Below are 18,995 nucleotides of genomic sequence, written 5' to 3'. Positions count from 1 at the left end.
ACTCCCCATCATAAGATGGGTTCGTTCTCGCAGCCCGGATCACACCCTACAACGTGACCCCGGGCCAACGCTTACGTTTGTGGATGTCGGGGAGTTAGCTTTCAGAATGTCGAGATAAATACTAAACTACTGAAATATAAAGAAATAATTTCATTGCAAGTCGGTCTTTGAATGTCGAACGACAACACCTAGGCCCTCTACACCTACGCGCGCGAAAAATCCTCGATCGCCGCGGCGATCAGATGCGGGAAGGTCGGCTTGCCAGGCATGGCGACAGGCTCAAGCGCGCTTAGCCGCTGCTGGGTGAGATCGTCCAGATTGCCGCTCATGAAGACGCAGCGGATGTTGTGTTCTGCCAGCAGCCACTGCGCCACCTCTTCACCGGAATCGCCATTGGCGAGCCGTAGGTCCATGAAGGCCAGATCGGGCCGGGTCTGCGCCACCACCTCCCGGCAGGTCGCGAAATCCTTGACCGGGCCAAGGACGGAATGCTGAAGCTGTTCGAGCTGCATCTGAAGGTCCAAGGCAATCAAGAATTCGTCTTCGACAATCAGAATATTCACCGGGCATCACCCGGCAGGCATGGGAACCTCAATTTCAACGCAATAGCCATGCTCTGCTGCCCTCTTATCCATCGCCGCCCCAAGCTGGCCGACAATGCCCGCCACGATCTTCGAACCGAGACCGACCCTACCTACACTCTCCGCGTCGCCGATCCCATCGTCCGACACCGTTAACGTCAAAAGGGCTCCCTCTTGATGCAAACGAACATCAACCCTGCCCTGTTCCCGCGCGACGAAGGCATGTTTATGCGCGTTGGTCACAAGCTCATTGATCAGCAGCGCAAGGTTGATGGCCAAATCGGTCGGCACGGTGACCGACGGCGCGTCGACGACAGTCTCGATCTGCCTACTGTCGGTTTCGGTACTGGCTGAAAGGAAATCGACAAGCTGCGGGATGTATTCACCGACATCCACATGGGTAACGTTATGCGATTTATAGATAAGTTCATGGACCGAGCTTACCGCATGTACCCGAAGCGAGGCCTGTTGCAGGCTGTGTTTGACAGACGCATCGTCAACCGACGCAGCCTCAAGACGCAGAATGCTCGACACCAGATGCAGGCTGTTCTTAATCCGGTGGTTCACATCGCCAAGCAGCGTTTCCTTCTGCTCAAGAAGCTTATCACGCTCGGTCAGGGTCTTCTGCAAGACCTCTTCGCGCTTCTTGGAATGGGTCAGATCAAGCGTGGCACCGATGAACCGCGCGGGCTTGTCATGTTCGAAAAGAACTTCACCACGCGTGTTCAGCCACCGGGTTTCCCCATTGGGCAAGACGATCCGATAATCGGCGTTCACCGTGGCATCATTGGCCATCGTTTCGCCCAAGCTTTGGTTCACATGCGCCAGATCATCGGGATGGATACGCCGGAACAGCTTGGCTATGGGGATTGTCCCCTCGGTATCGGCATAGCCGAACAGATTGGCCAATTCCTGCGAGATATTCGCGGTTCCGGTCTGAAGGTCCAACTCACCATAGCCGATCCCCGATACCTGCTTGGCCAGATTGAGCCGTATCGCCTGATCACGGCGACCGATAAATTCCGAGGTGACATCCTCGACATGGTGGATCAGCGCGATCAGCTTGCCATCTTCGAACACGGGCGTGTTCAACGGTTGCCAATATTTCTCTTCAAAGGCCCCGTTGGCGCTGTCGCGAATGGGAATATTGTACTTCTGCACGGCCATGCGGTGCTGTTTGCCCGTGGCGGCGACGATCTCAAGCGACTTGCCCAGATTATTGGTGCCATCGGCCGTCGCGTCGGAAGGGTCATCCGGGAAAGCGTCGAACAGATGTTTCCCGACGAGGTCCTCCGCTTTTGACCCGGTGATGAATAGATACCGGTCATTCACGTCGATAATCTTCAAATCGGTATCTAGAACGAGATACCCGTGGGGGGATGCCGCAAAAATTGCAGATCTCGACACGCTACCGTTCGCCGATCTTTCACCACCCATATTCTTCCCTATAAACTTCCTTCAATCTCTCTGGCCACCATATCCCCTTAACTTTGAACAGAAAAGCTCAGCCTCCTTGATATAAGTTAAGCAGCGATATGGCGGCGCGCCGCAGCAAATGATGGACCGCTCAATTATTCGGCAAGCTAAGAACTCAGGTAATGAATGACGCGCATAAATGGCGCGTCTTTTTACGATTGGCGCTTTTGCGCCTCTATTCAAGCCGCAGCACCCTGATGCGTGCCAATTGAATTAAGACTTCGTGAATTCGCTTACTCGACGGGCGTATTCAGAGGGAGAGGCCCCGCCCCGAATTGGGAAGGGGCCGATCACGCGGCCACAAGCGCTTCCTCTGCCGCGATTTCCGAGGCGCAGAGGGGCAGAACGACGGTGAACTTCGTCCCGATGCCAACGGTGCTCTCTACCCGGATGTCCCCCTCATGCGCGGCGGCGAGTTTTTTGCTGATCGCAAGGCCAAGACCAGTGCCGCCATCAGCGCTTTTGCTGGCTGTTTCCGCTTGAATGAAGGCTTGGAAAATCCGCTGCAAATCCTCTGCCGGCATCCCGCAACCGTTGTCTTCGACCTCAAGTCGGCATGTATCGCCGACCCGCTTGGCGCGCATGCGAATGCTGGAGGCCGAAGAGAACTTCAGCGCGTTGCCCAAGAGATTGATCAGGATCTGCTTGCAGCGCCCGCGGTCGGCGAAAACGTCGAATTCATCATATTCGATTTCCAGCATCGCCTGTTTTTCCTTGGCCAGCCCCTGAAATTGCTCTGCCAATTCGGCCAGCAAATCGCCCGCCGCAAAAGAGGTTCTGTTGAGCTTCACGGAATTCAATTCAATGCTCGTATAGTCGAGAAGCTCGTTAATGATGGTCAACAGATGGTCGCCCGCCGATTTGATACGCCCGCCGTAGCGCTCTGTCTGGTCGCCCAACTCATCGAAATGCACCTTTGAGATCGGCTCGTTCGGCTTCAGCTTGGCCATGGTATGGCCTTTGAGGTTGGTCAGGAAGCTGGCGTAGCCGTTAATGATCGTCAGCGGCGTGCGCAACTCATGGCTCAGAACGCTCATGAACTCCGACTTGGCGCGGCTCGCGTCGCGGGCCTCATCCCGCGCTTGGCGCAGCTCCACGATGTTCTCCATCCGAGTGCGGTTTTCGATGAAATAGGTGAAAAGCCCGCCCATGACGATCATCGCAGCCGTCCCCGCGATGACCATCGCCAGCAATCTGAACTCATCGGGGTTGCTATGGCCGGTCAGACAGGTCGGCGTCACATGAAAGGCGGCCATGCCGGTGAAATGCAGCCCGATGATCGCCAGCGCAAAGCTGCCCGTCATCTTGCCCGTGGCGTATTTCCCGTTTTGCGCGCCAAAGAACAAAGCCACGGTCGACAACACCATGGCCAGCAGAACCGAGGCGACGAGATAGGTCTTGTCCCAAAAGATGACCCCCTCGATCCGATAGGCGACCATCCCGGTGTAATGCATGGCCGAGATCGACAGCCCCAAGATCACGCCGCCGATCACGGTGGTGACCCGCCTGCGGAACATCCCGGCGATCAGAATGCCCACCGTAGACCCGATAATCGCGATCAACAGCGAGGCGAAAGTCAGCCCGAAATCAAAGCTGACCGGCGCGTCGGGCTGATAGGCCAGCATGGCGATGAAATGCGTGCACCAGATGGCGATGCCCGAGGTCACGGCGGTCAGAAAATACCACAACAACGCCTGTCGCGGCGTTTGTTTAAGCGCGTGCCGGTAAAGGTTTGCGATCACCCAGCTGCCGAATGCGCACAAAAGCGCGGCAAGCAAGACCAGCGTCATATCGTGGTCCGAGTGCATAGAATGAGCCACAGTCAGCATTTTTAAACCTCAAGATAATGAGGCCAGTGTTGCGCAAGGATTGCGTCGAAACAGTGTTCGAGGGGGTTCTTTTTGGCGGTAATTTCATCTGATGAAACTCCAGCCCGGCCCAAAGGGCGCAGGCGGCACGCCAGCCGATAAACCGCCGCCCTCCCCTGCCGTTGAGGGCGCCGCGATCCCCGTTCTAAGCGCCCTTTCGCCCCGGCCCGGGCGGGGAATCACAGCGAGCAAACCGCGGGGATGGCGGTACTAAAAAGAGCGATTCACACCCAAGGGTTGCATTTACCGGCCATAATACGTCACTACAGCGCCAAACTTGCGCCGTATTTTAATGCTGGTCTGCGCACATTCATTTTGGTTCATAGGTATTTCCGCCATGCTAACGTGTTTCCAAGGGTTGATGCTCGACCCGGTCTATTGGACCGTGCTCGCCGTCAGCACGATCGCCGCAGCTGTCGCCTTTTGGACGCTCAAGTTCCAAGAGTTCCATGGCAAAATTTACTATGCGCTCACCTTTTTGGGGATGATCTGGACCCTGATGATGGTCGGGGCCGAAGCTGCAACGCCCGCCTACGCCTGCCAGATGCAACAGGCGCAGCTTGCGTGGCTGGGGCATGGGCTGGTGCCGGTGGCGTGGTCTTTCTTTATCTTCGAATATGTCGGCCCCTCCAGCCGGTCGCGCGGGTGGGTGAGCCTTCTGGCCCTGATTGCCGTGCCGCTTGCGGCCTTCGGCCTTGCGGCGACGAACGATTGGCACCACCTGATCTATACCACCGAAACCGCACTTCAGCCGGGCGACGATCAGATCACCTTTGAACATGGGCCGGGGTATTTCCTCGTTCTTGCCGGGCTCTATTGCTTTGTGATGGCGACGCTCATCTGGCTGGGCCGGGCGTTCTTTCGCGCGAAACGGGCCGCTTGGCCGCTGCTGACGATGCTGGTGGTGATCACGCTGATCCCATTGGGCGCGAACGCGGCCTATGCGCTGCTTGGTCTTACCGTCCTCGGCCTTGATCCGACCGCCTTCATGTTCACCTTGGGCATCTTCGCCTTTTCGTGGTTGCTGGTCACGAACAAGACGATGGACATGCCCTCGGTCGGGCAATCGACCCTGTTTGACACGATGAGCGAACCGCTGATCCTTTTGGACGCGCGGCGCCGCGTCATCCGCTCGAACGCCGCGGCCAAGCGCAGCGGGCTTCTGTCCGATCCGACATTGGGCGACGATCTGATCGCGGGGATCGAAGCGCAAATGGCGCAGAACGGGTCGGCCCATATCACCTGTAACGAACGGCTGTATGAGCCGCGCGTTCAACCCATCGAAAACCCCCTCGCCCCCGCTGGCCCCGCCATCGGATGGAGCGTTACTTTCGTCGATGTCACCGAGCGGATCGCCACCACCACGGCCCTAGAGCGGGCGCTGAGAGAGGCGGATGAGGCGAACCGCGCCAAGGATGAATTCATCTCGGTCGTCAGCCATGAGCTGCGCACGCCGCTGACCTCATTGAAAGGCGGCCTGGCTCTGGCTCTCAGCGGTAAGCTGGGTGAGATCAAAGGCCCGCTGCGCTCCTCGCTCGACATTGCCCATCGCAACGGGGTGCGCCTGTCGCGGTTGGTCGATAATATCCTGCTGGTGCAAAAGCTTGAGGTGCAGGCGCTCTCGCTCGAATGGCTGCCGGTCGACCTGCCCGCCCTGCTGCGCGAGAGTATCGAGGAAAACCGCATGTATGCCCATGAGCGCGGCGTGCGGCTGGATATCGGCAGTGTCGGCCAGCCCGCCGTGGTCTTGGGCGATGCCTTTGCCATCCGGCAGGTGGTCGACAACCTCATTTCGAACGCGGTGAAATTCTCGAATGTGGGGGATACTGTGGAGGGCACGCTGACCACCAACAACGGCCGCGTGCGGGTCTCGATCCGCGATCATGGGCGCGGCATTCCTGAGGGGATGGAGGAAAAGGTCTTTGGCCGTTTCGGGCAGCTTGACGACGATGGGCAGAAATCGACCCAAGGCTCCGGCCTCGGCCTGCATATCTCCCGCCAACTGGCACGGCAGATGGCGGGGGATCTGTTTTACGAAAGCGAAGTCGGCGTCGGATCGACCTTCCATGTCGAATTCGGCATCGGGGCCGAGACAAAGACCGCCCAGCAAGCGGCCCCAAGCGCGTTGCAAAGCACCGACTAAGCGCCGCGCCCGCGCTTAAAGTTCGATACGGATATCGTGAATCCATAGCTTCGGCGGGCGGGACAGGACAAAGACCACCACATCGGCCAGATCATCCGGCTCGGTGAAAATATGGTTCGGCACGTCCTCTCCGGCCTTGGCGAACATGCCGGTGTTGGTGCCCGACTGATACAGCCCGCCCACCCGCACGCCGGTGTTTTCCTCATCTGCCTTCAGCACCTCGGTAAAGCCGCGGACGCCGTATTTCGTGGCCGTATAGACCGACTGGCCCGCCTGAGCCACGACACCGGACTTTGAGACGACGTTGAGGATGATCGCCTCGTCATTGTCGCGCAGCGCGGGCAGCGTGGCCTGCGTCATCTGCATGAGGCCGGTCAAATTGGTCTGCACCGTCGCCTGCAACATTTCGGGCGCGATCGTGTCGAGCGGACCTGCCTTGTGCCAGATCCCTGCGTTGTTGATCAGGATGTCCAAGCCGCCAAAACGGTCCACCACCTGCGCGGCGGTCTGACCGATCGCCGAAGGGTCTTGCAGATCGCAGGTCAGCCCCACCGCCTCTGCCGCGCCGGCGGCTTCGCAGGCTTCTGCCACGGCCTGAAGACGTGTCTCATCCCGGCCCAGAATGGCCAGCCGCGCACCCGTCTCTGCCAGTTTCAGACAGATGTGGCGCCCGATCCCGTCGCTGCCGCCGGTGACCAAAATACGTTTGTCGCGCAGTTCCATATCGCTCTCCTATGTTGCAGGCGGCTTACCGCGCGGCGAAGCCGCCGCCAAGCCCTGCCCCGCCCGGTCAAATCGTGATGATCTGCGCCCGGATCGCCTTGGCCACCGCATGGGTCTTGTTGGTCACGTCCAGCTTGGCACAGGCGTTATACAGATGATGGTTCACCGTGCTGGCCGCCACCGTCATGATCTGCGCCGTCTCCCATGCCGTTTTGCCCACCGCGGCCCATTTCAGCACTTCCTTTTCGCGGTTGCTCAGCCGCGGCCCCGGCGCGGCGGGGGCGATATCCGCTACCATATCGCTTTGGATCAGACAGCCCAGATAGATCGCATCGGCGATGATCCCGCGCTTGTACTTGCGCCATTCGTGAATGCGCAGGTCAGAGTTCAGCGTCAGCACCGCCTTGCCATGCGCGTGGTCCCGAATGGGGATCGACACACCGTTCTGGCGCACGCCGAACTCCATCGCCTCGCCAAAGAAATTGCGCGTGGTCCGATCAACCTTGGGCACCTCGCTCCAGTCCACCGGCAGGGTGCCTTCGAGGGATTTGTCGACCACCGGGTCGATCAGATGGTAGTTTTCCTCTTGGTAGCGCGTCAGCCAAGCGGGATCATAGGTCGAGTGAATGACCGGATCGCTGCCGCTGGTGCCGGTCTTGTGAAACCCCAGATAAGACAGGTTATTCAGCCCCATATCCTGCGCCAAAACCTGCAACATCTCTGCGGGTTTGATGTCTGGGCGTTGCTCTTTCAATAGGAGGTAGCGGTCGGAAAGCGGTGTCACCATTGGGCGGCGTTCAAAAGCTCATGTGATTAAAAACTGAGCATTCAGTTAGGGCACCTCAACCAGAGAGGGAACATGCCCGCCGTCGAATGATTTCTCGGAATAGGGGAAACGGGCCAAAACGTTGCAATTTTGTCCCGATGACCAAGGGTCAAGCGAAAGGGCCGCCCGATGAAAGGTCGGCACGTCCGCCTGCCCGCGAAGCGGTGCAGAGCATAAAGCGGCCCCCGCCCGAAAACCAATGCGCCCCTTACAAAAACACGATCGTCCAACACAGCGGACAGGGGCGCGGCTTCCGAAAGCGGGGACCGAAACAGAGCCAAATGGCAGGCCCTGTCAAAAGGTCGCGTCAGCCTGAGCGCGCATCTTATGTCTGACGGCCATTCAGCACAGCCGCAAACTCGGATAGCAAGATTCGCGCCGTCGTTCTTCAAGCATTTGTTATAGTTTGATTAAATTTCCGGCGCATCTTGACTGCGCGCGCCGGGGCGCATCTGTAAAGCTGGTAATATTTATAGGTTTCGATGAATCGCGGTGGATAGGGGCGATACGGGCGCAGGCGATTTGACGCTGTTACAAAAACTTCACTGGCGCAAAGCTTATTAATTCTGTAATTCATGAATTATGGAACAAGTGATCCCCAACCGCCTTGCCACCCTCGGCCATCCGCAGCGCCTCGCGCTGTTTCGGCTGCTCATGCGCCGCTACCCTGACAGGGTGCCCGCGACCGAACTGGCGCAGGCGCTCGGCCTCAAGCCCAACACCCTCTCGACCTATATCGGCGCGCTGATGCAGGCGGGGTTGGTGAGCCAAGAACGGCAGGGCACATCCCTGCGCTATGCGATCGATATCGAGGCCGCGCGGGACACCATCGGCTACCTGCTGAACGACTGCTGCCGTGGCCGGCCCGAAATTTGCCTCCCCCTCACCTCTTCAGATGGAAACGCCCCCATGACCGACGACAAGTTCAACGTCCTGTTCATCTGCACCGGCAACTCCGCCCGGTCGATCTTTGCCGAGAGCATCCTGCGCGACCTCGCAGGGGACCGGTTCAACGTCTATTCGGCAGGCACCCGCCCGCAGTCTGAGCTGAACCCTTTTGCCGTCGAAGTGCTCAAACAAAAGGGCCATGACGTGACCCACCTCAGGTCAAAAAATATCTCTGAGTTTCAGGCCGCGGATGCGCCTGCTTTCGACTTCGTCTTTACCGTCTGCAATCAGGCCGCCAATGAAGAATGCCCCACATGGCCGGGCCAGCCGATCACGGCGCATTGGGGGCTGCCCGATCCGGTCAAGGTCGAAGGCTCCGACGCGGAAAAGAGCCTCGCCTTCCAGCAGGCCTATGGCACCCTGCGCAACCGGATGCTGGGTTTTACCAGCCTGCCGCTTAGCTCGCTCGACCGCATCTCGCTGCAAAAGGCGCTGGATGACGCTGGCCAAACCGACAAAGAAGGAACTCCCGCATGACCACCTACGCGATCAACGGCCTTGGCCGTATCGGCAAGCTCGCCCTGAAACCGCTGCTGGACCAAGGGGCCGAGATTGCATGGATCAACGATGCGGTGGGCGACCCGGACATGCACGCGCATCTGCTGGAATTCGACACGGTGCACGGGCGCTGGCAAGCCGATTTCGCCCATGACGCCGACAGCGTGACGATCAACGGCACCCGCCTGCCCTTCATCGGCACACGCGACCTCGCCGCGCTGCCGCTCGACGGGGTGGATGTGGTGATCGACTGTACCGGCGTCTTCAAGACCGAGGCGAAGCTCGCCCCCTATTTCGAAGCGGGGGTGAAGAAGGTGGTGATCTCGGCCCCCGTAAAAGACGGGGATGCGGCCAATATCGTCTATGGCGTCAATGACGATGTCTATGATCCCGCACGGCACCGGATCGTCACGGCGGCAAGCTGCACGACCAACTGCCTCGCCCCGGTGGTGAAGGTCATCCATGAGGCGCTGCGGATCAAACATGGCTCCATCACCACGATCCACGATGTGACCAACACACAAACCATCGTCGACCGCCCCGCCAAAGACCTGCGCCGCGCCCGTTCGGCCCTGAACTCCCTGATCCCAACGACCACGGGCAGCGCCACGGCGATCACCCTGATCTACCCCGAGCTTAAAGGCCGGTTGAACGGCCATGCGGTGCGGGTGCCGCTGCTGAACGCCTCGCTGACCGACTGTGTCTTTGAGGTGGAGCGGGAGACGAGCGTGGAAGAGGTGAACGCCCTGCTCAAGGCCGCGGCCGAAGGAGGGTTGAAAGACATCCTTGGCTATGAGGAGCGCCCGCTGGTCTCGACCGATTACACCAATGATACGCGGTCCAGCATCGTCGATGCGCCCTCCACCATGGTGGTGAACGGGACGCAGGTGAAAATCTACGCGTGGTACGACAATGAGATGGGCTATGCCCACCGTCTGGTCGATGTGGCGCTGATGGTCGGGGCAAGCCTGTGAGCCAGAGCGCGACCCGCCCTGAGGGGCTTTCGGCCTATATCGCGGTCACGGCGGCCTATTGGGCCTTCATGCTGACCGATGGCGCGTTGCGCATGTTGGTGTTGCTGCATTTCCACCGGCTTGGCTTTTCGCCGGTGCAACTGGCCTATCTCTTTGTGTTGTATGAGATCGCGGGCGTCATTACCAACCTCTGCGCGGGCTGGATCGCGGCGCGCTTCGGTCTGGCCTCCACGCTCTATGCCGGGCTGGGGTTGCAGATCGTGGCGCTGCTGGCGCTGGCGCAGCTTGACCCCACATGGGCGGTTGGCGCCTCGGTCGTTTTCGTCATGCTGGTGCAGGGGGCCAGCGGCGTGGCCAAGGATTTGGCCAAGATGTCATCGAAATCCGCTGTCAAACTGCTCGCCCCGGCTGAGGATGGCGGGCTGTTTCGCTGGGTGGCGCTGCTGACCGGCTCCAAGAACATGGTCAAGGGCTTGGGCTTTCTGCTCGGCGCGGCTTTGCTGGCGACGCTTGGCTTTGTCTGGGCGGTGCTCGGGATGGCCGCGATCCTTGCGCTGATCCTGATTGCCGTGCTGACCGCCATGCCGCCCGGCCTGCCCAAGGGCCGCAAGGGGGCGAAGTTCTCGGAGGTCTTCTCAAAATCCGCCAATGTGAACTGGCTCAGCGCGGCGCGGGTGTTTCTCTTCGGCGCGCGGGATGTGTGGTTCGTGGTGGGCATCCCGATCTATTTCTACGCGGTCCTCTCGGATGGCACGGAGGAAAGCAACCGCGCGGCCTTTTTCATGATCGGCACCTTTATGGCGGTCTGGGTGATCCTCTACGGGTTGGTGCAAATCTACGCCCCACGCCTGCTCCGCGCAAAATCCCGCCCGGCAGGCGACCTGATCTCAGCCGCGAAGGGCTGGGCATGGTCGCTTGCCGCCGTGCCCGCGGCGCTGACGCTGGCGGCTCTGTTCAGCGACGGGCCGCAGGGCTGGCTTACCGTGACGCTTGTGATCGGCCTCTTGGCCTTTGGCGCGGTCTTTGCGGTAAACTCATCGCTGCATTCCTACCTCATCCTCTCTTTCACCAAGGCTGAGCGGGTGACGATGGATGTGGGGTTTTACTACATGGCCAATGCCGCCGGGCGGCTCTTGGGCACGCTGATGTCGGGGCTGAGCTATCAGATCGGCGGCCTGCCCCTGATGCTGGGCGCGGCGGCGATCATGGTGGCCCTGTCGGCGCTGCTGGTCGGGTTCTTGAAACCCGACCAGAGTTAACCCTTAGCCCACCTTGCTGGCGCGACCGTTGTTCTCATCAGCCTGCGTATAGGCGCTCATCGCCGCGACTGCGCCTGCGTCCCAGATGAGCGAGAGCCAAGCGACAAAAGCATCGCGGAACGCCTCAGCCTGCGCCAGATCACCGTAGAGGCGCTCTTGCGCAAGCCAGGCTTCGGGCCGTTCCCGCGCGGCCTGCGCCACGGCTTTCAGCTCAGCCCAGATCGGATCATTCGCCGCAATCTCCGTGCCATCTTCCCGCGTGCCCGCACACATCCGCGCCCAAAGCGCTTCGACCAAGGCCAAACCAGTAACCGAGCGCCCCGCCGCCAGCTGATCCCGCAGGATCGGCAGGACAAAGCCGGTGTGCCGCGCCGAGCCGTCAAAGGCGACGCGGCGGGTGGTGTCGACGATGCGCGGGTTCGAGAAGCGCTGTTCGATCAGGTCGAGATAGGCCAGCGGCGTCATGCCCGGCACCGGGGCGACCGTCTGGGTGATCTCTTCGGCCTGCACGCGATGGAACATCGCGCGGATCGCCGGATGCGCCATAGTGCCGGAAATCGTCTCAATCCCCAACACCTCACCGACATTGGCCAAGACCTGATGGCCCGCGTTGAGGATGCGGATCTTCATCTTCTCATAGGCGTGCACCTCGTCCGAGAAGGTCGCCCCCACCTGATCCCAATCCGGGCGGCCCGCGCAGAAGTCGTCTTCGATCACCCATTGGCGGAAGGCTTCATGGGTGACCGGGGCGGCGTCGTTCACGCCGAACTCCCGCGCCTGCGCGATCTCGGCGGGGCCGGTGGCCGGGGCGATGCAATCGACCATGGAGTTGGGAAAACTGGCGTTTGCCTCGATCCAAGCGGCCAGCGCCGGGTCGGACATGCGCGCCAGCGACACGACCGCTTGGCGCAGGATATCGCCATTGCCTTGCAGATTGTCGCAACTCAGCCCGGTGAACGGCCCCTGCCCCGCATCGCGGCGCAGCCGCAGGGCCGTGACGATGGCCCCAAAGGCGGTGCGCGGGGTGCCAGGGTTCGCCGCGTCATGGACGATATCGGCATGGGTCGCGTCGAACCCCTTGCTCACCGGGTCGATGTAATAGCCGCTCTCGGTAACGGTCAGCCCGACGATGCGAATGGCAGGATCGGCCATTGCGCGGATCAGGGCGCCGTTGCCCTCTTCGATCGGCAGGTAGTCGACCATCGAGCCCACAACCTCGGCAGAGGTCTGCGCGGGGTCGAGTTCGATCAGCGTTGTCAGACAGTCCTGCGCCAAGAGCTTCTCGCGCATGGCCGCATCATAGGGGCGCACGCCCGCGCCGAGGATTGCCCAGTCATGCGCTTGGCCGTTCTGCATCAAACGATGCAGATACCATGCCTGATGCGCGCGGTGGAAATTGCCCACGCCGATATGCACGATACCGGGGGTCAGGGCGCTGCGGTCATAGCTGGGGTGGGCGATGTCGAGATCAGCCAGCGTCGCGTTCGAGAGGTCTACCAGTTTATCCATGATCCACATCCTTAAAGGGCCGCGCACCGGGGAAAGGGTGCGGGGGTCGGCCTGTCATTTCTGCCGCTTGCATTACTCGACCCGAAGGCCCTGCGCGTCGAACCGGTGCAGCTTGTCCGCCTGCGGGGTTAGGAAAATCCGGTCCCCATGTCGGACCGACAATTCGCCATCCACGCGCACGGTCATCGGGTCGCAGCCCGCCACGCCATGGACGTGCAAGAAGGTGTCGGAGCCCAGATGCTCGGCCACGCCGATGGTGCCCTCCCATGCGCCTTCGGTGGTGGAGACGTCGAAATGCTCGGGCCGGATGCCGATGGTCGGCGCGCCGCGCGCTTCGGCTTCGGCGCCCTTGATCAGGTTCATCTTGGGCGAGCCGATGAAGCCCGCGACAAATTCGTTGCGCGGCTTGTAGTAAAGCTCAAGCGGGGAGCCGACCTGTTCGATATGGCCCGCCCGCAGCACGACGATCTTGTCGGCCATGGTCATCGCTTCGACCTGATCGTGGGTGACGTAGATCATCGTCGTGGCCAGCCGCTTGTGCAGCTCGCTGATCTCAAGCCGCATGCCGACCCGCAGCGCGGCGTCGAGGTTCGACAGCGGCTCGTCGAACAGGAAAGCCGAAGGTTCGCGCACGATGGCACGGCCAATGGCCACACGCTGGCGCTGACCGCCCGAGAGTTGGCCCGGACGGCGGTCAAGGTAGTCGGTGAGGTTCAGCGCCTTGGCCGCAGCTTCGATCCGGCGCTGCTGTTCATCCGCCGGAACGCCCGCCATCTTCATCGGAAAGGCGATGTTCTTGCGCACCGACATATGCGGATAAAGCGCGTAGGATTGGAACACCATCGCCAGACCCCGTTTCGCGGGCGGCACATGGGTCGCATCGGTGCCGTCGATCTCGATATGGCCCGAGGTGATGTCCTCCAGGCCCGCGATCAGCCGCAACAGGGTTGATTTACCGCAGCCCGAAGGGCCGACGAAGACCGTGAACTCGCCATCTTCGATGGTCAGATCAAGGGGCGGAATGACTTCCACATCGCCGAAGCTTTTGGAAACCTGATTGAGTTTGATTTGTCCCATGTGACTGTCCCTTGCTTACTTGACCGCGCCGAAAGTCAGGCCGCTGACGAGTTGTTTCTGGCTGAACCAGCCGAGGATGAGGATTGGCGCGATGGCCATGGTGGAGGCCGCGCTGAGCTTGGCGTAGAAGAGGCCCTCGGGGCTGGAATAGCTCGCGATGAAGGCGGTGAGCGGCGCGGCCTTGGCCGCAGTGAGGTTGAGCGTCCAGAAGGCTTCGTTCCATGCGAGGATGAAGTTCAACAGCAGGGTGGAGGCAATGCCCGGCACCGCCATCGGCGTGAGGACGTAAAGCACCTCTTCGCGCAGGCTTGCCCCATCCATCCGTGCCGCTTCCAAGATCTCACCGGGGATTTCACGGAAGTAGGTGTAGAGCATCCAGACGATGATCGGCAGGTTGATGAGCATCAGGATGATTACCAGTGCGATCTTGCTGTCGAGCACGCCGAACTGGATGCAGAGCAAATAGATCGGGTAGAGCACGCCCACCGCGGGCAGCATCTTGGTCGAGAGCATCCAAAGCAGAATGTCCTTGGTCCGCTTGCCGGGAACGAAGGCCATCGACCATGCGGCAGGCACCGCGATCAGGATGCCAAGGATGGTCGAGCCGCCCGCGATGACGATGGAGTTCCACAGGAAGCGCCCGTAGTTCGACCGTTCCAGAACCGCCTCGTAATTCGCCAGTGTCCAATCGAAGCCGAGGAAGATCGGCGGATCGGCGATGGCCTGTGCTTCGGTCTTGAAGCTGGTGAGGATGGTCCAAAGGATGGGAAAGAAGATCAGGAAACCGATGCCCCAAGCGAGGGCCGTGTTGACGATCTTGCGTTGTCTGGTGACTGCGCGTGCCATGATGTCTCCTCCTCAGGCGTCCAGGTTCTTGCCGACGATGCGCATCAGGAAGATGGCAACGATATTGGCGAGAATGATTGCATAGACACCGCCCGCCGATCCGAGGCCGATGTTCTGGCTCTCCAGCACGCGCTGGAAGATGAGATAGGTCAGTGTTTTGGTGCCGAAGGCCCCGCCCGTGGTCACGAAAATCTCCGCAAAGATCGACAGCAGAAAGATCGTTTGGATCAGGATCACCACGGTGATCGCGCGGCCCAGATGCGGCAGGGTGATATAGGCGAAACGTTTGGTCACCGGCGCGCCGTCCATCTCGGCGGCGTCAAGCTGCTCGCGGTCGAGCGACTGGATCGCGGTGAGCAGGATCAGCGTCGCGAAGGGCAGCCATTGCCAGGATACGATGATGATGATCGACGATAGCGAGGCTTGGCTCATCCATTGCACCGGGGTGGCGCCGAAGAACTCCCACAGATGCGCGAACAGGCCATAGTTCGGGTCCATGAACATGTTCTTCCACACCAGCGCCGACACGGTGGGCATGACGAAGAAGGGCGCGATGACAAGGATGCGGACAAAGCCCTGACCCCACATCGGCTGGTTCAACAGAAGGGCAAGCAGGATGCCGAGGCAGACCGTGATCGCCAGCACACCACCGACGATGATCAGCGTGGTCATCACCGAGGGCCAGAAAGAGCTGGAGGTGACGAAGCGCAGATAGTTGTCGAAGCCGACCCAACCCAGATCACCGCCGCGCATCGGCAGGTATTTCTTGAAAGAGAAGTAGAGCGTCATGGTCAGCGGGATGAGCATCCATCCAAGGAGCAAGACCACCGCCGGGGCCATCATCATGCGTGCCGCTGATCGGGAATGTTGGGTAGCCATCGGGCACATCTCCTCTGCCGGCGGCGAATGCCGCGTTTAGGTGAAGGGTATCATATCGGGTGGTGGGGCGGAAAAGGGCGGCGGTGTTCGCCGCCCTTTGTGCCGGAGAAGCGGCGGCTTAACGGTAGCCAGCAGCTTCCATTGCGTCGTTGGTCAGGTCCTGGGCCTTCTCAAGCGCCTCTTCGACGGTCTGCTGACCGGCATAGGCGGCAGAGAACTCTTGGCTCACGTCGGTCGCGATGCCTGCAAACTCGGGGATCGCGGCGAATTGCACACCGACATAAGGAGTCGGATCGACGGTGGAGTTCTCAGGATCGGCCGAGAGGATCGAGTCGAGCGTCATCTGCGCGAAGGGCACTTTCTGGTACTCGGGGTTCTCGTAAAGCGACTTGCGCGCACCGGGAGGAACGTTCGCCCAGCCTTCGTTCTCGGCGACCATTTCGATATAGTCTTTCGAGGTGGCCCATTCGATGAACTCTTTCGCGGCATCTTCTTTCTGGGTGCCCGCCGGGATTGCCAGCGCCCATGCCCAGAGCCAGTTAGAGCGTTTGCCAAGGCCGGTGTCCGGTGCCAGCGCAAAGCCAACCTTGTCGGCCACGGTGGAATCCTCGGGGTTGGTCACGAAGGAGGCCGCCACGGTGGCGTCGATCCACATGCCGCATTTGCCCTGTTGGAACAGCGAGAGGTTCTCGTTGAAGCCGTTGGAGGCATAGCCCGCCGGGCCGCTTTCATCCATCAGGTCTTTGTAGAAGTTGATCGTGTTGGCCCATGCCTCGGTGTCGAACTGGGCATTCCAGTCTTCATCGAACCAGCGCGCGCCAAAGGAGTTGGACATCGCCGTGATCAGCGCACCGCCCTCGCCCCAACCGGCCTTGCCGCGCAGGCAGATGCCGTTGATGTCGTTCTCACGATCGGTCATCGCGGCGGCGGCTTCGCGGATGAATTCCCATGTCGGGTCTTTCGGCATTTCCATGCCGGCTTTTTCCATCAGATCAGTGCGGTACATGATCATGGAGCTTTCGCCGTAGAACGGTGCCGCATAAAGCGTGCCGTCGTGGCTCAAGCCGCCGGCCATGGCGGGCAGGATATCGTCTGCGTCGTATTCTTCGCTGAGGTCGTCCAGCGGCACCAGCCAGCCGTTCGCGCCCCAGATCGGCGTCTCATACATCCCGATGGTCATGATGTCGAAAGAGCCACCCTTGGTCGAGATGTCGGTGGTGACCCGCTGGCGCAGCACGTTCTCTTCCAAGGTGACCCACTCCACTTCGTGGCCGGTCTCTTCGGTGAATTTGTCGGTGTAGCCTTGCATGCGGATCATGTCGCCGTTGTTCACGGTGGCGATGGTGATCGTCTCGGCAACCGCGCCGCCCGCCATGATCAGGCCCAAGGCCGTCGCGGCGTAAAGTGATTTATCGCAGAACATCGATAGTTCCTCCCTCTATAGATGATGAACCGAGACTAACGACCTACGCAACGCGCAGTCAAATTAAATTTTACGCGCGATAACTATTTTCTGAGCAACTTGCGAACTCAATGACTTAGGCGGAGGCGCGCATCACCAGCTTGCCGTCAAATAGCGTTTCTTCGCGCTCGGCCAGCCGGGTTTCGCTTTCGATGATGCGAAACAGGGTACTGGCGGCACGATTCGCGATGGCCCCGTAATCCTGCGCGATGGTGGTCAGCGGCGGGCAGGTATAGCGCGAGAACGGGTGGTCATCCTGCCCCGCGATCCGCATGGCGCAATCCTTGCCATGCCCTACCCGCAGCCCCATCCCATAGGCCGCCGAGAGCATCCCGATGGCCAGACGGTCGTTCGAGCAAAGCACCGTATCCGTCTCGAACGCCCCCGCCGAGATCAGCTTGCCACCCTCGGTCGCGCCGATCTCTTCAAAGTTCCAGCCCTCCCCCGGCACCTGATGGATATGCGGCGCAAAACCGTGCCGCTCCATCGCTTCCAGATAGGCTTGGCGGCGCTTGTTGGCGTTGGGGTTGCTGGGGGTCTTCATCTCGAAAAAACAGGGCGGCTCACCACTGCGGCAGAGGTATTCGACGATCAAATCAACGCTTTGGAAGTTGTCGGTGCCGACGAAAGCCTCGCAAACCCCTTCGAGATTGGCGTCAAAGGCCACCACGGGCACATCCTTGCAAAAGCGCGCGATCTCGTCACGGTCCGAGGCTTTGCCGAAGGGCGCCAGCAGCACGCCCGCCGGTTTCAGCGCCCGAAGCGAGTCGAGATTGGCGCGCTCCTGCGCCGGATTGCCGTGAGAGCTGAGCAAAATCGGGCTATAGCCCTCGGCCAGACAGGCCAGTTCCACCTCGCGGCCAATCTCGGAAAAGAACGGGTCGGCAAGGTTGGGCACGACCACGCCGATGTTGCGGGTTTTGCGGCGGTTCTGGTTCACCGCATAGACGTTCGGGCGGTAGTCATACTGGCTCAGCGCGGCTTCGATCCGCTCCCGGGTCGAGCGCCGCACGCTGTCGGCATCGTTAAAGTATTTCGACAGGGTGGGCCGCGAAATGCCGCTCACGGCGGCAAACTCCTCCATATTGCGGATCTTTTGCTGGCCCATCTTAACCCTCCCTTGACGAAACGCTGCGCGCGTAAACTAAAGTCAATATAGAGATAAGTTCGCCCAGCCAGCAAGGGGTTGGTGGCGTCAGGCTTTCCGCGGCCCTCTGGGGGGGGGGGGGGGGGGGCAACGGAAAGCCTGCGCTCGGCCCTCTTCCGGGGTTAACCGGCCTTGCCCAATTGGGCCGCGGCGCGGGCCAGCGCTTCGATCCCGGCCCAGTCCCCGGCATCGATCAGCTTCTTCGGCGCGACCCAGCTGCCGCCCGCGCAAAGCACATTTGGCAGGCTCAGGTAGCTTTCCGCATTGTCGGGGCTGACACCGCCCGTCGGGCAGAAGGTGATCTGCGGCAGGGGCGCGCCGATGGCCTTGAGCGCGGGCGCCCCGCCCGAGGCTTCGGCGGGAAAGAACTTCAGCATGTCATAGCCGCGCGCGAACAACTGCATCGCCTCGCTCGCCGTGGCGGCGCCGGGCAAGAGGGGCAGCTCTTCCTCCTCGCAGGCCGCGATCAACGCGTCGGTGGCACCGGGGGAGACGCCAAAGGTCGCCCCTGCCCGTTTCGCCGCGCGCACATCTTCGGGGGTGACCAGCGTGCCCGCCCCCACATGTCCGCCCGCGACCTCCGCCATGGCGGCAATCGCGTCGAGTGCGGCAGGCGTGCGCAGGGTCACCTCCAAAGCAGGAAGCCCCCCGGCGATCAGTGCTTCGGCCAAGGGCCGGGCGTCGGCGACATCTTCGATCACCAGCACGGGCACGATCGGGGCAAGCGCGCAGATTTGGCGGGTGCGACGGCTGGCGTCTTTTGCAGTAAGGGTCATGGA

At 60.8% G+C, this 18,995-nt stretch carries 16 protein-coding genes; 4 read left to right on the top strand and 12 right to left on the bottom strand.

Annotated elements, in window-relative coordinates; all coding sequences use genetic code 11:
* Positions 1 to 203: 203 nt before the first annotated feature.
* The 3 genes from ACGYKA_RS16800 to ACGYKA_RS16790 form a co-directional block, all read right to left on the bottom strand.
* Positions 204 to 563: a response regulator gene (locus tag ACGYKA_RS16800; protein ID WP_394413590.1), complete on the bottom strand. Its 360-nt coding sequence runs from the start codon at positions 561 to 563 to the stop codon at positions 204 to 206.
* Positions 564 to 569: 6 nt separating this feature from the next.
* Positions 570 to 2,018 (bottom strand): histidine kinase dimerization/phosphoacceptor domain -containing protein, encoded by a 1,449-nt coding sequence (locus ACGYKA_RS16795; RefSeq protein WP_394413593.1) that lies wholly within the window; start codon positions 2,016 to 2,018, stop codon positions 570 to 572.
* A 329-nt stretch (positions 2,019 to 2,347) separates the two neighbouring features.
* Positions 2,348 to 3,847: an MHYT domain-containing protein gene (locus ACGYKA_RS16790; RefSeq protein WP_394439251.1), complete on the bottom strand. Its 1,500-nt coding sequence runs from the start codon at positions 3,845 to 3,847 to the stop codon at positions 2,348 to 2,350.
* Between the two features lie 415 nt (positions 3,848 to 4,262).
* On the opposite strand from ACGYKA_RS16790, the gene ACGYKA_RS16785 reads away from it, so the two are divergent.
* Entirely contained in the window at positions 4,263 to 6,068 is a 1,806-nt protein-coding gene (locus tag ACGYKA_RS16785) for a histidine kinase N-terminal 7TM domain-containing protein (protein WP_394413599.1), read from the top strand.
* A gap of 15 nt (positions 6,069 to 6,083) precedes the next feature.
* On the opposite strand, the gene ACGYKA_RS16780 is transcribed toward ACGYKA_RS16785, so the two are convergent.
* Positions 6,084 to 6,791: an SDR family oxidoreductase gene (locus ACGYKA_RS16780; RefSeq protein ID WP_394413602.1), complete on the bottom strand. Its 708-nt coding sequence runs from the start codon at positions 6,789 to 6,791 to the stop codon at positions 6,084 to 6,086.
* A 67-nt stretch (positions 6,792 to 6,858) separates the two neighbouring features.
* A complete protein-coding gene (locus ACGYKA_RS16775; protein ID WP_394418311.1) occupies positions 6,859 to 7,578 on the bottom strand; it encodes a LuxR family transcriptional regulator in 720 nt (239 codons plus the stop codon).
* 621 nt (positions 7,579 to 8,199) lie between these two features.
* Between ACGYKA_RS16775 and ACGYKA_RS16770 the strand changes: the two genes are divergently transcribed.
* From ACGYKA_RS16770 to arsJ, 3 genes are read left to right on the top strand one after another with little or no spacing between them, the layout of a single operon-like run.
* The gene (locus ACGYKA_RS16770) at positions 8,200 to 9,042 is read left to right on the top strand and encodes a helix-turn-helix domain-containing protein (RefSeq protein ID WP_394413608.1); all 843 of its coding nucleotides are present in this window, start codon (positions 8,200 to 8,202) and stop codon (positions 9,040 to 9,042) included.
* The gene (locus ACGYKA_RS16765) at positions 9,039 to 10,037 is read left to right on the top strand and encodes an ArsJ-associated glyceraldehyde-3-phosphate dehydrogenase (RefSeq protein WP_394413611.1); all 999 of its coding nucleotides are present in this window, start codon (positions 9,039 to 9,041) and stop codon (positions 10,035 to 10,037) included. Before ACGYKA_RS16770 ends, ACGYKA_RS16765 begins: the two co-directional genes overlap by 4 nt.
* Complete coding sequence (gene arsJ, locus ACGYKA_RS16760) at positions 10,034 to 11,296, top strand: organoarsenical effux MFS transporter ArsJ (RefSeq protein WP_394413613.1); 1,263 nt, start codon at positions 10,034 to 10,036, stop codon at positions 11,294 to 11,296. The genes ACGYKA_RS16765 and arsJ overlap by 4 nt, the downstream gene beginning before the upstream one ends.
* 3 nt (positions 11,297 to 11,299) lie before the next feature.
* Here the strand turns inward: arsJ and ACGYKA_RS16755 are convergent, their stop codons facing one another.
* From ACGYKA_RS16755 to eda, 7 genes are all read right to left on the bottom strand, one after another.
* Entirely contained in the window at positions 11,300 to 12,805 is a 1,506-nt protein-coding gene (locus ACGYKA_RS16755) for a mannitol dehydrogenase family protein (RefSeq protein WP_394413616.1), read from the bottom strand.
* Positions 12,806 to 12,877: 72 nt separating this feature from the next.
* The gene (locus ACGYKA_RS16750; protein ID WP_394413619.1) at positions 12,878 to 13,882 is read right to left on the bottom strand and encodes an ABC transporter ATP-binding protein; all 1,005 of its coding nucleotides are present in this window, start codon (positions 13,880 to 13,882) and stop codon (positions 12,878 to 12,880) included.
* Positions 13,883 to 13,897: 15 nt separating this feature from the next.
* Positions 13,898 to 14,728: a carbohydrate ABC transporter permease gene (locus ACGYKA_RS16745; RefSeq protein ID WP_271692258.1), complete on the bottom strand. Its 831-nt coding sequence runs from the start codon at positions 14,726 to 14,728 to the stop codon at positions 13,898 to 13,900.
* A gap of 12 nt (positions 14,729 to 14,740) precedes the next feature.
* A complete protein-coding gene (locus ACGYKA_RS16740) occupies positions 14,741 to 15,607 on the bottom strand; it encodes a carbohydrate ABC transporter permease (protein WP_394413622.1) in 867 nt (288 codons plus the stop codon).
* 118 nt (positions 15,608 to 15,725) lie between these two features.
* Entirely contained in the window at positions 15,726 to 17,030 is a 1,305-nt protein-coding gene (locus ACGYKA_RS16735) for a sugar ABC transporter substrate-binding protein (protein ID WP_136720473.1), read from the bottom strand.
* A gap of 115 nt (positions 17,031 to 17,145) precedes the next feature.
* Positions 17,146 to 18,177: a LacI family DNA-binding transcriptional regulator gene (locus tag ACGYKA_RS16730; protein ID WP_394413624.1), complete on the bottom strand. Its 1,032-nt coding sequence runs from the start codon at positions 18,175 to 18,177 to the stop codon at positions 17,146 to 17,148.
* 161 nt (positions 18,178 to 18,338) lie between these two features.
* Entirely contained in the window at positions 18,339 to 18,992 is a 654-nt protein-coding gene (gene eda / locus ACGYKA_RS16725) for a bifunctional 4-hydroxy-2-oxoglutarate aldolase/2-dehydro-3-deoxy-phosphogluconate aldolase (RefSeq protein WP_394413627.1), read from the bottom strand.
* Positions 18,993 to 18,995 lie beyond the last annotated feature (3 nt).

Origin of the sequence: Sulfitobacter sp. 1A15106 (assembly GCF_043556995.1) — a bacterium.
GTDB classification, from domain to species: Bacteria; Pseudomonadota; Alphaproteobacteria; order Rhodobacterales; family Rhodobacteraceae; genus Sulfitobacter; species Sulfitobacter faviae.
This window is presented reverse-complemented; position numbering and strand designations above follow the sequence as displayed.

What these genes read in the sequence shown, in the direction of transcription:
- ACGYKA_RS16745 (WP_271692258.1), bottom strand. Translation starts at nt 14,728, where the DNA reads ATGGCACGCGCAGTCACCAGACAACGCAAGATCGTCAACACGGCCCTC.
- ACGYKA_RS16795 (WP_394413593.1), bottom strand. Translation starts at nt 2,018, where the DNA reads ATGGGTGGTGAAAGATCGGCGAACGGTAGCGTGTCGAGATCTGCAATT.
- eda (WP_394413627.1), bottom strand. Translation starts at nt 18,992, where the DNA reads ATGACCCTTACTGCAAAAGACGCCAGCCGTCGCACCCGCCAAATCTGC.
- ACGYKA_RS16785 (WP_394413599.1), top strand. Translation starts at nt 4,263, where the DNA reads ATGCTAACGTGTTTCCAAGGGTTGATGCTCGACCCGGTCTATTGGACC.
- ACGYKA_RS16775 (WP_394418311.1), bottom strand. Translation starts at nt 7,578, where the DNA reads ATGGTGACACCGCTTTCCGACCGCTACCTCCTATTGAAAGAGCAACGC.
- ACGYKA_RS16780 (WP_394413602.1), bottom strand. Translation starts at nt 6,791, where the DNA reads ATGGAACTGCGCGACAAACGTATTTTGGTCACCGGCGGCAGCGACGGG.
- ACGYKA_RS16790 (WP_394439251.1), bottom strand. Translation starts at nt 3,847, where the DNA reads ATGACGCTGGTCTTGCTTGCCGCGCTTTTGTGCGCATTCGGCAGCTGG.
- ACGYKA_RS16730 (WP_394413624.1), bottom strand. Translation starts at nt 18,177, where the DNA reads ATGGGCCAGCAAAAGATCCGCAATATGGAGGAGTTTGCCGCCGTGAGC.
- ACGYKA_RS16740 (WP_394413622.1), bottom strand. Translation starts at nt 15,607, where the DNA reads ATGGCTACCCAACATTCCCGATCAGCGGCACGCATGATGATGGCCCCG.
- ACGYKA_RS16765 (WP_394413611.1), top strand. Translation starts at nt 9,039, where the DNA reads ATGACCACCTACGCGATCAACGGCCTTGGCCGTATCGGCAAGCTCGCC.
- ACGYKA_RS16750 (WP_394413619.1), bottom strand. Translation starts at nt 13,882, where the DNA reads ATGGGACAAATCAAACTCAATCAGGTTTCCAAAAGCTTCGGCGATGTG.
- ACGYKA_RS16770 (WP_394413608.1), top strand. Translation starts at nt 8,200, where the DNA reads ATGGAACAAGTGATCCCCAACCGCCTTGCCACCCTCGGCCATCCGCAG.
- ACGYKA_RS16755 (WP_394413616.1), bottom strand. Translation starts at nt 12,805, where the DNA reads ATGGATAAACTGGTAGACCTCTCGAACGCGACGCTGGCTGATCTCGAC.
- ACGYKA_RS16735 (WP_136720473.1), bottom strand. Translation starts at nt 17,030, where the DNA reads ATGTTCTGCGATAAATCACTTTACGCCGCGACGGCCTTGGGCCTGATC.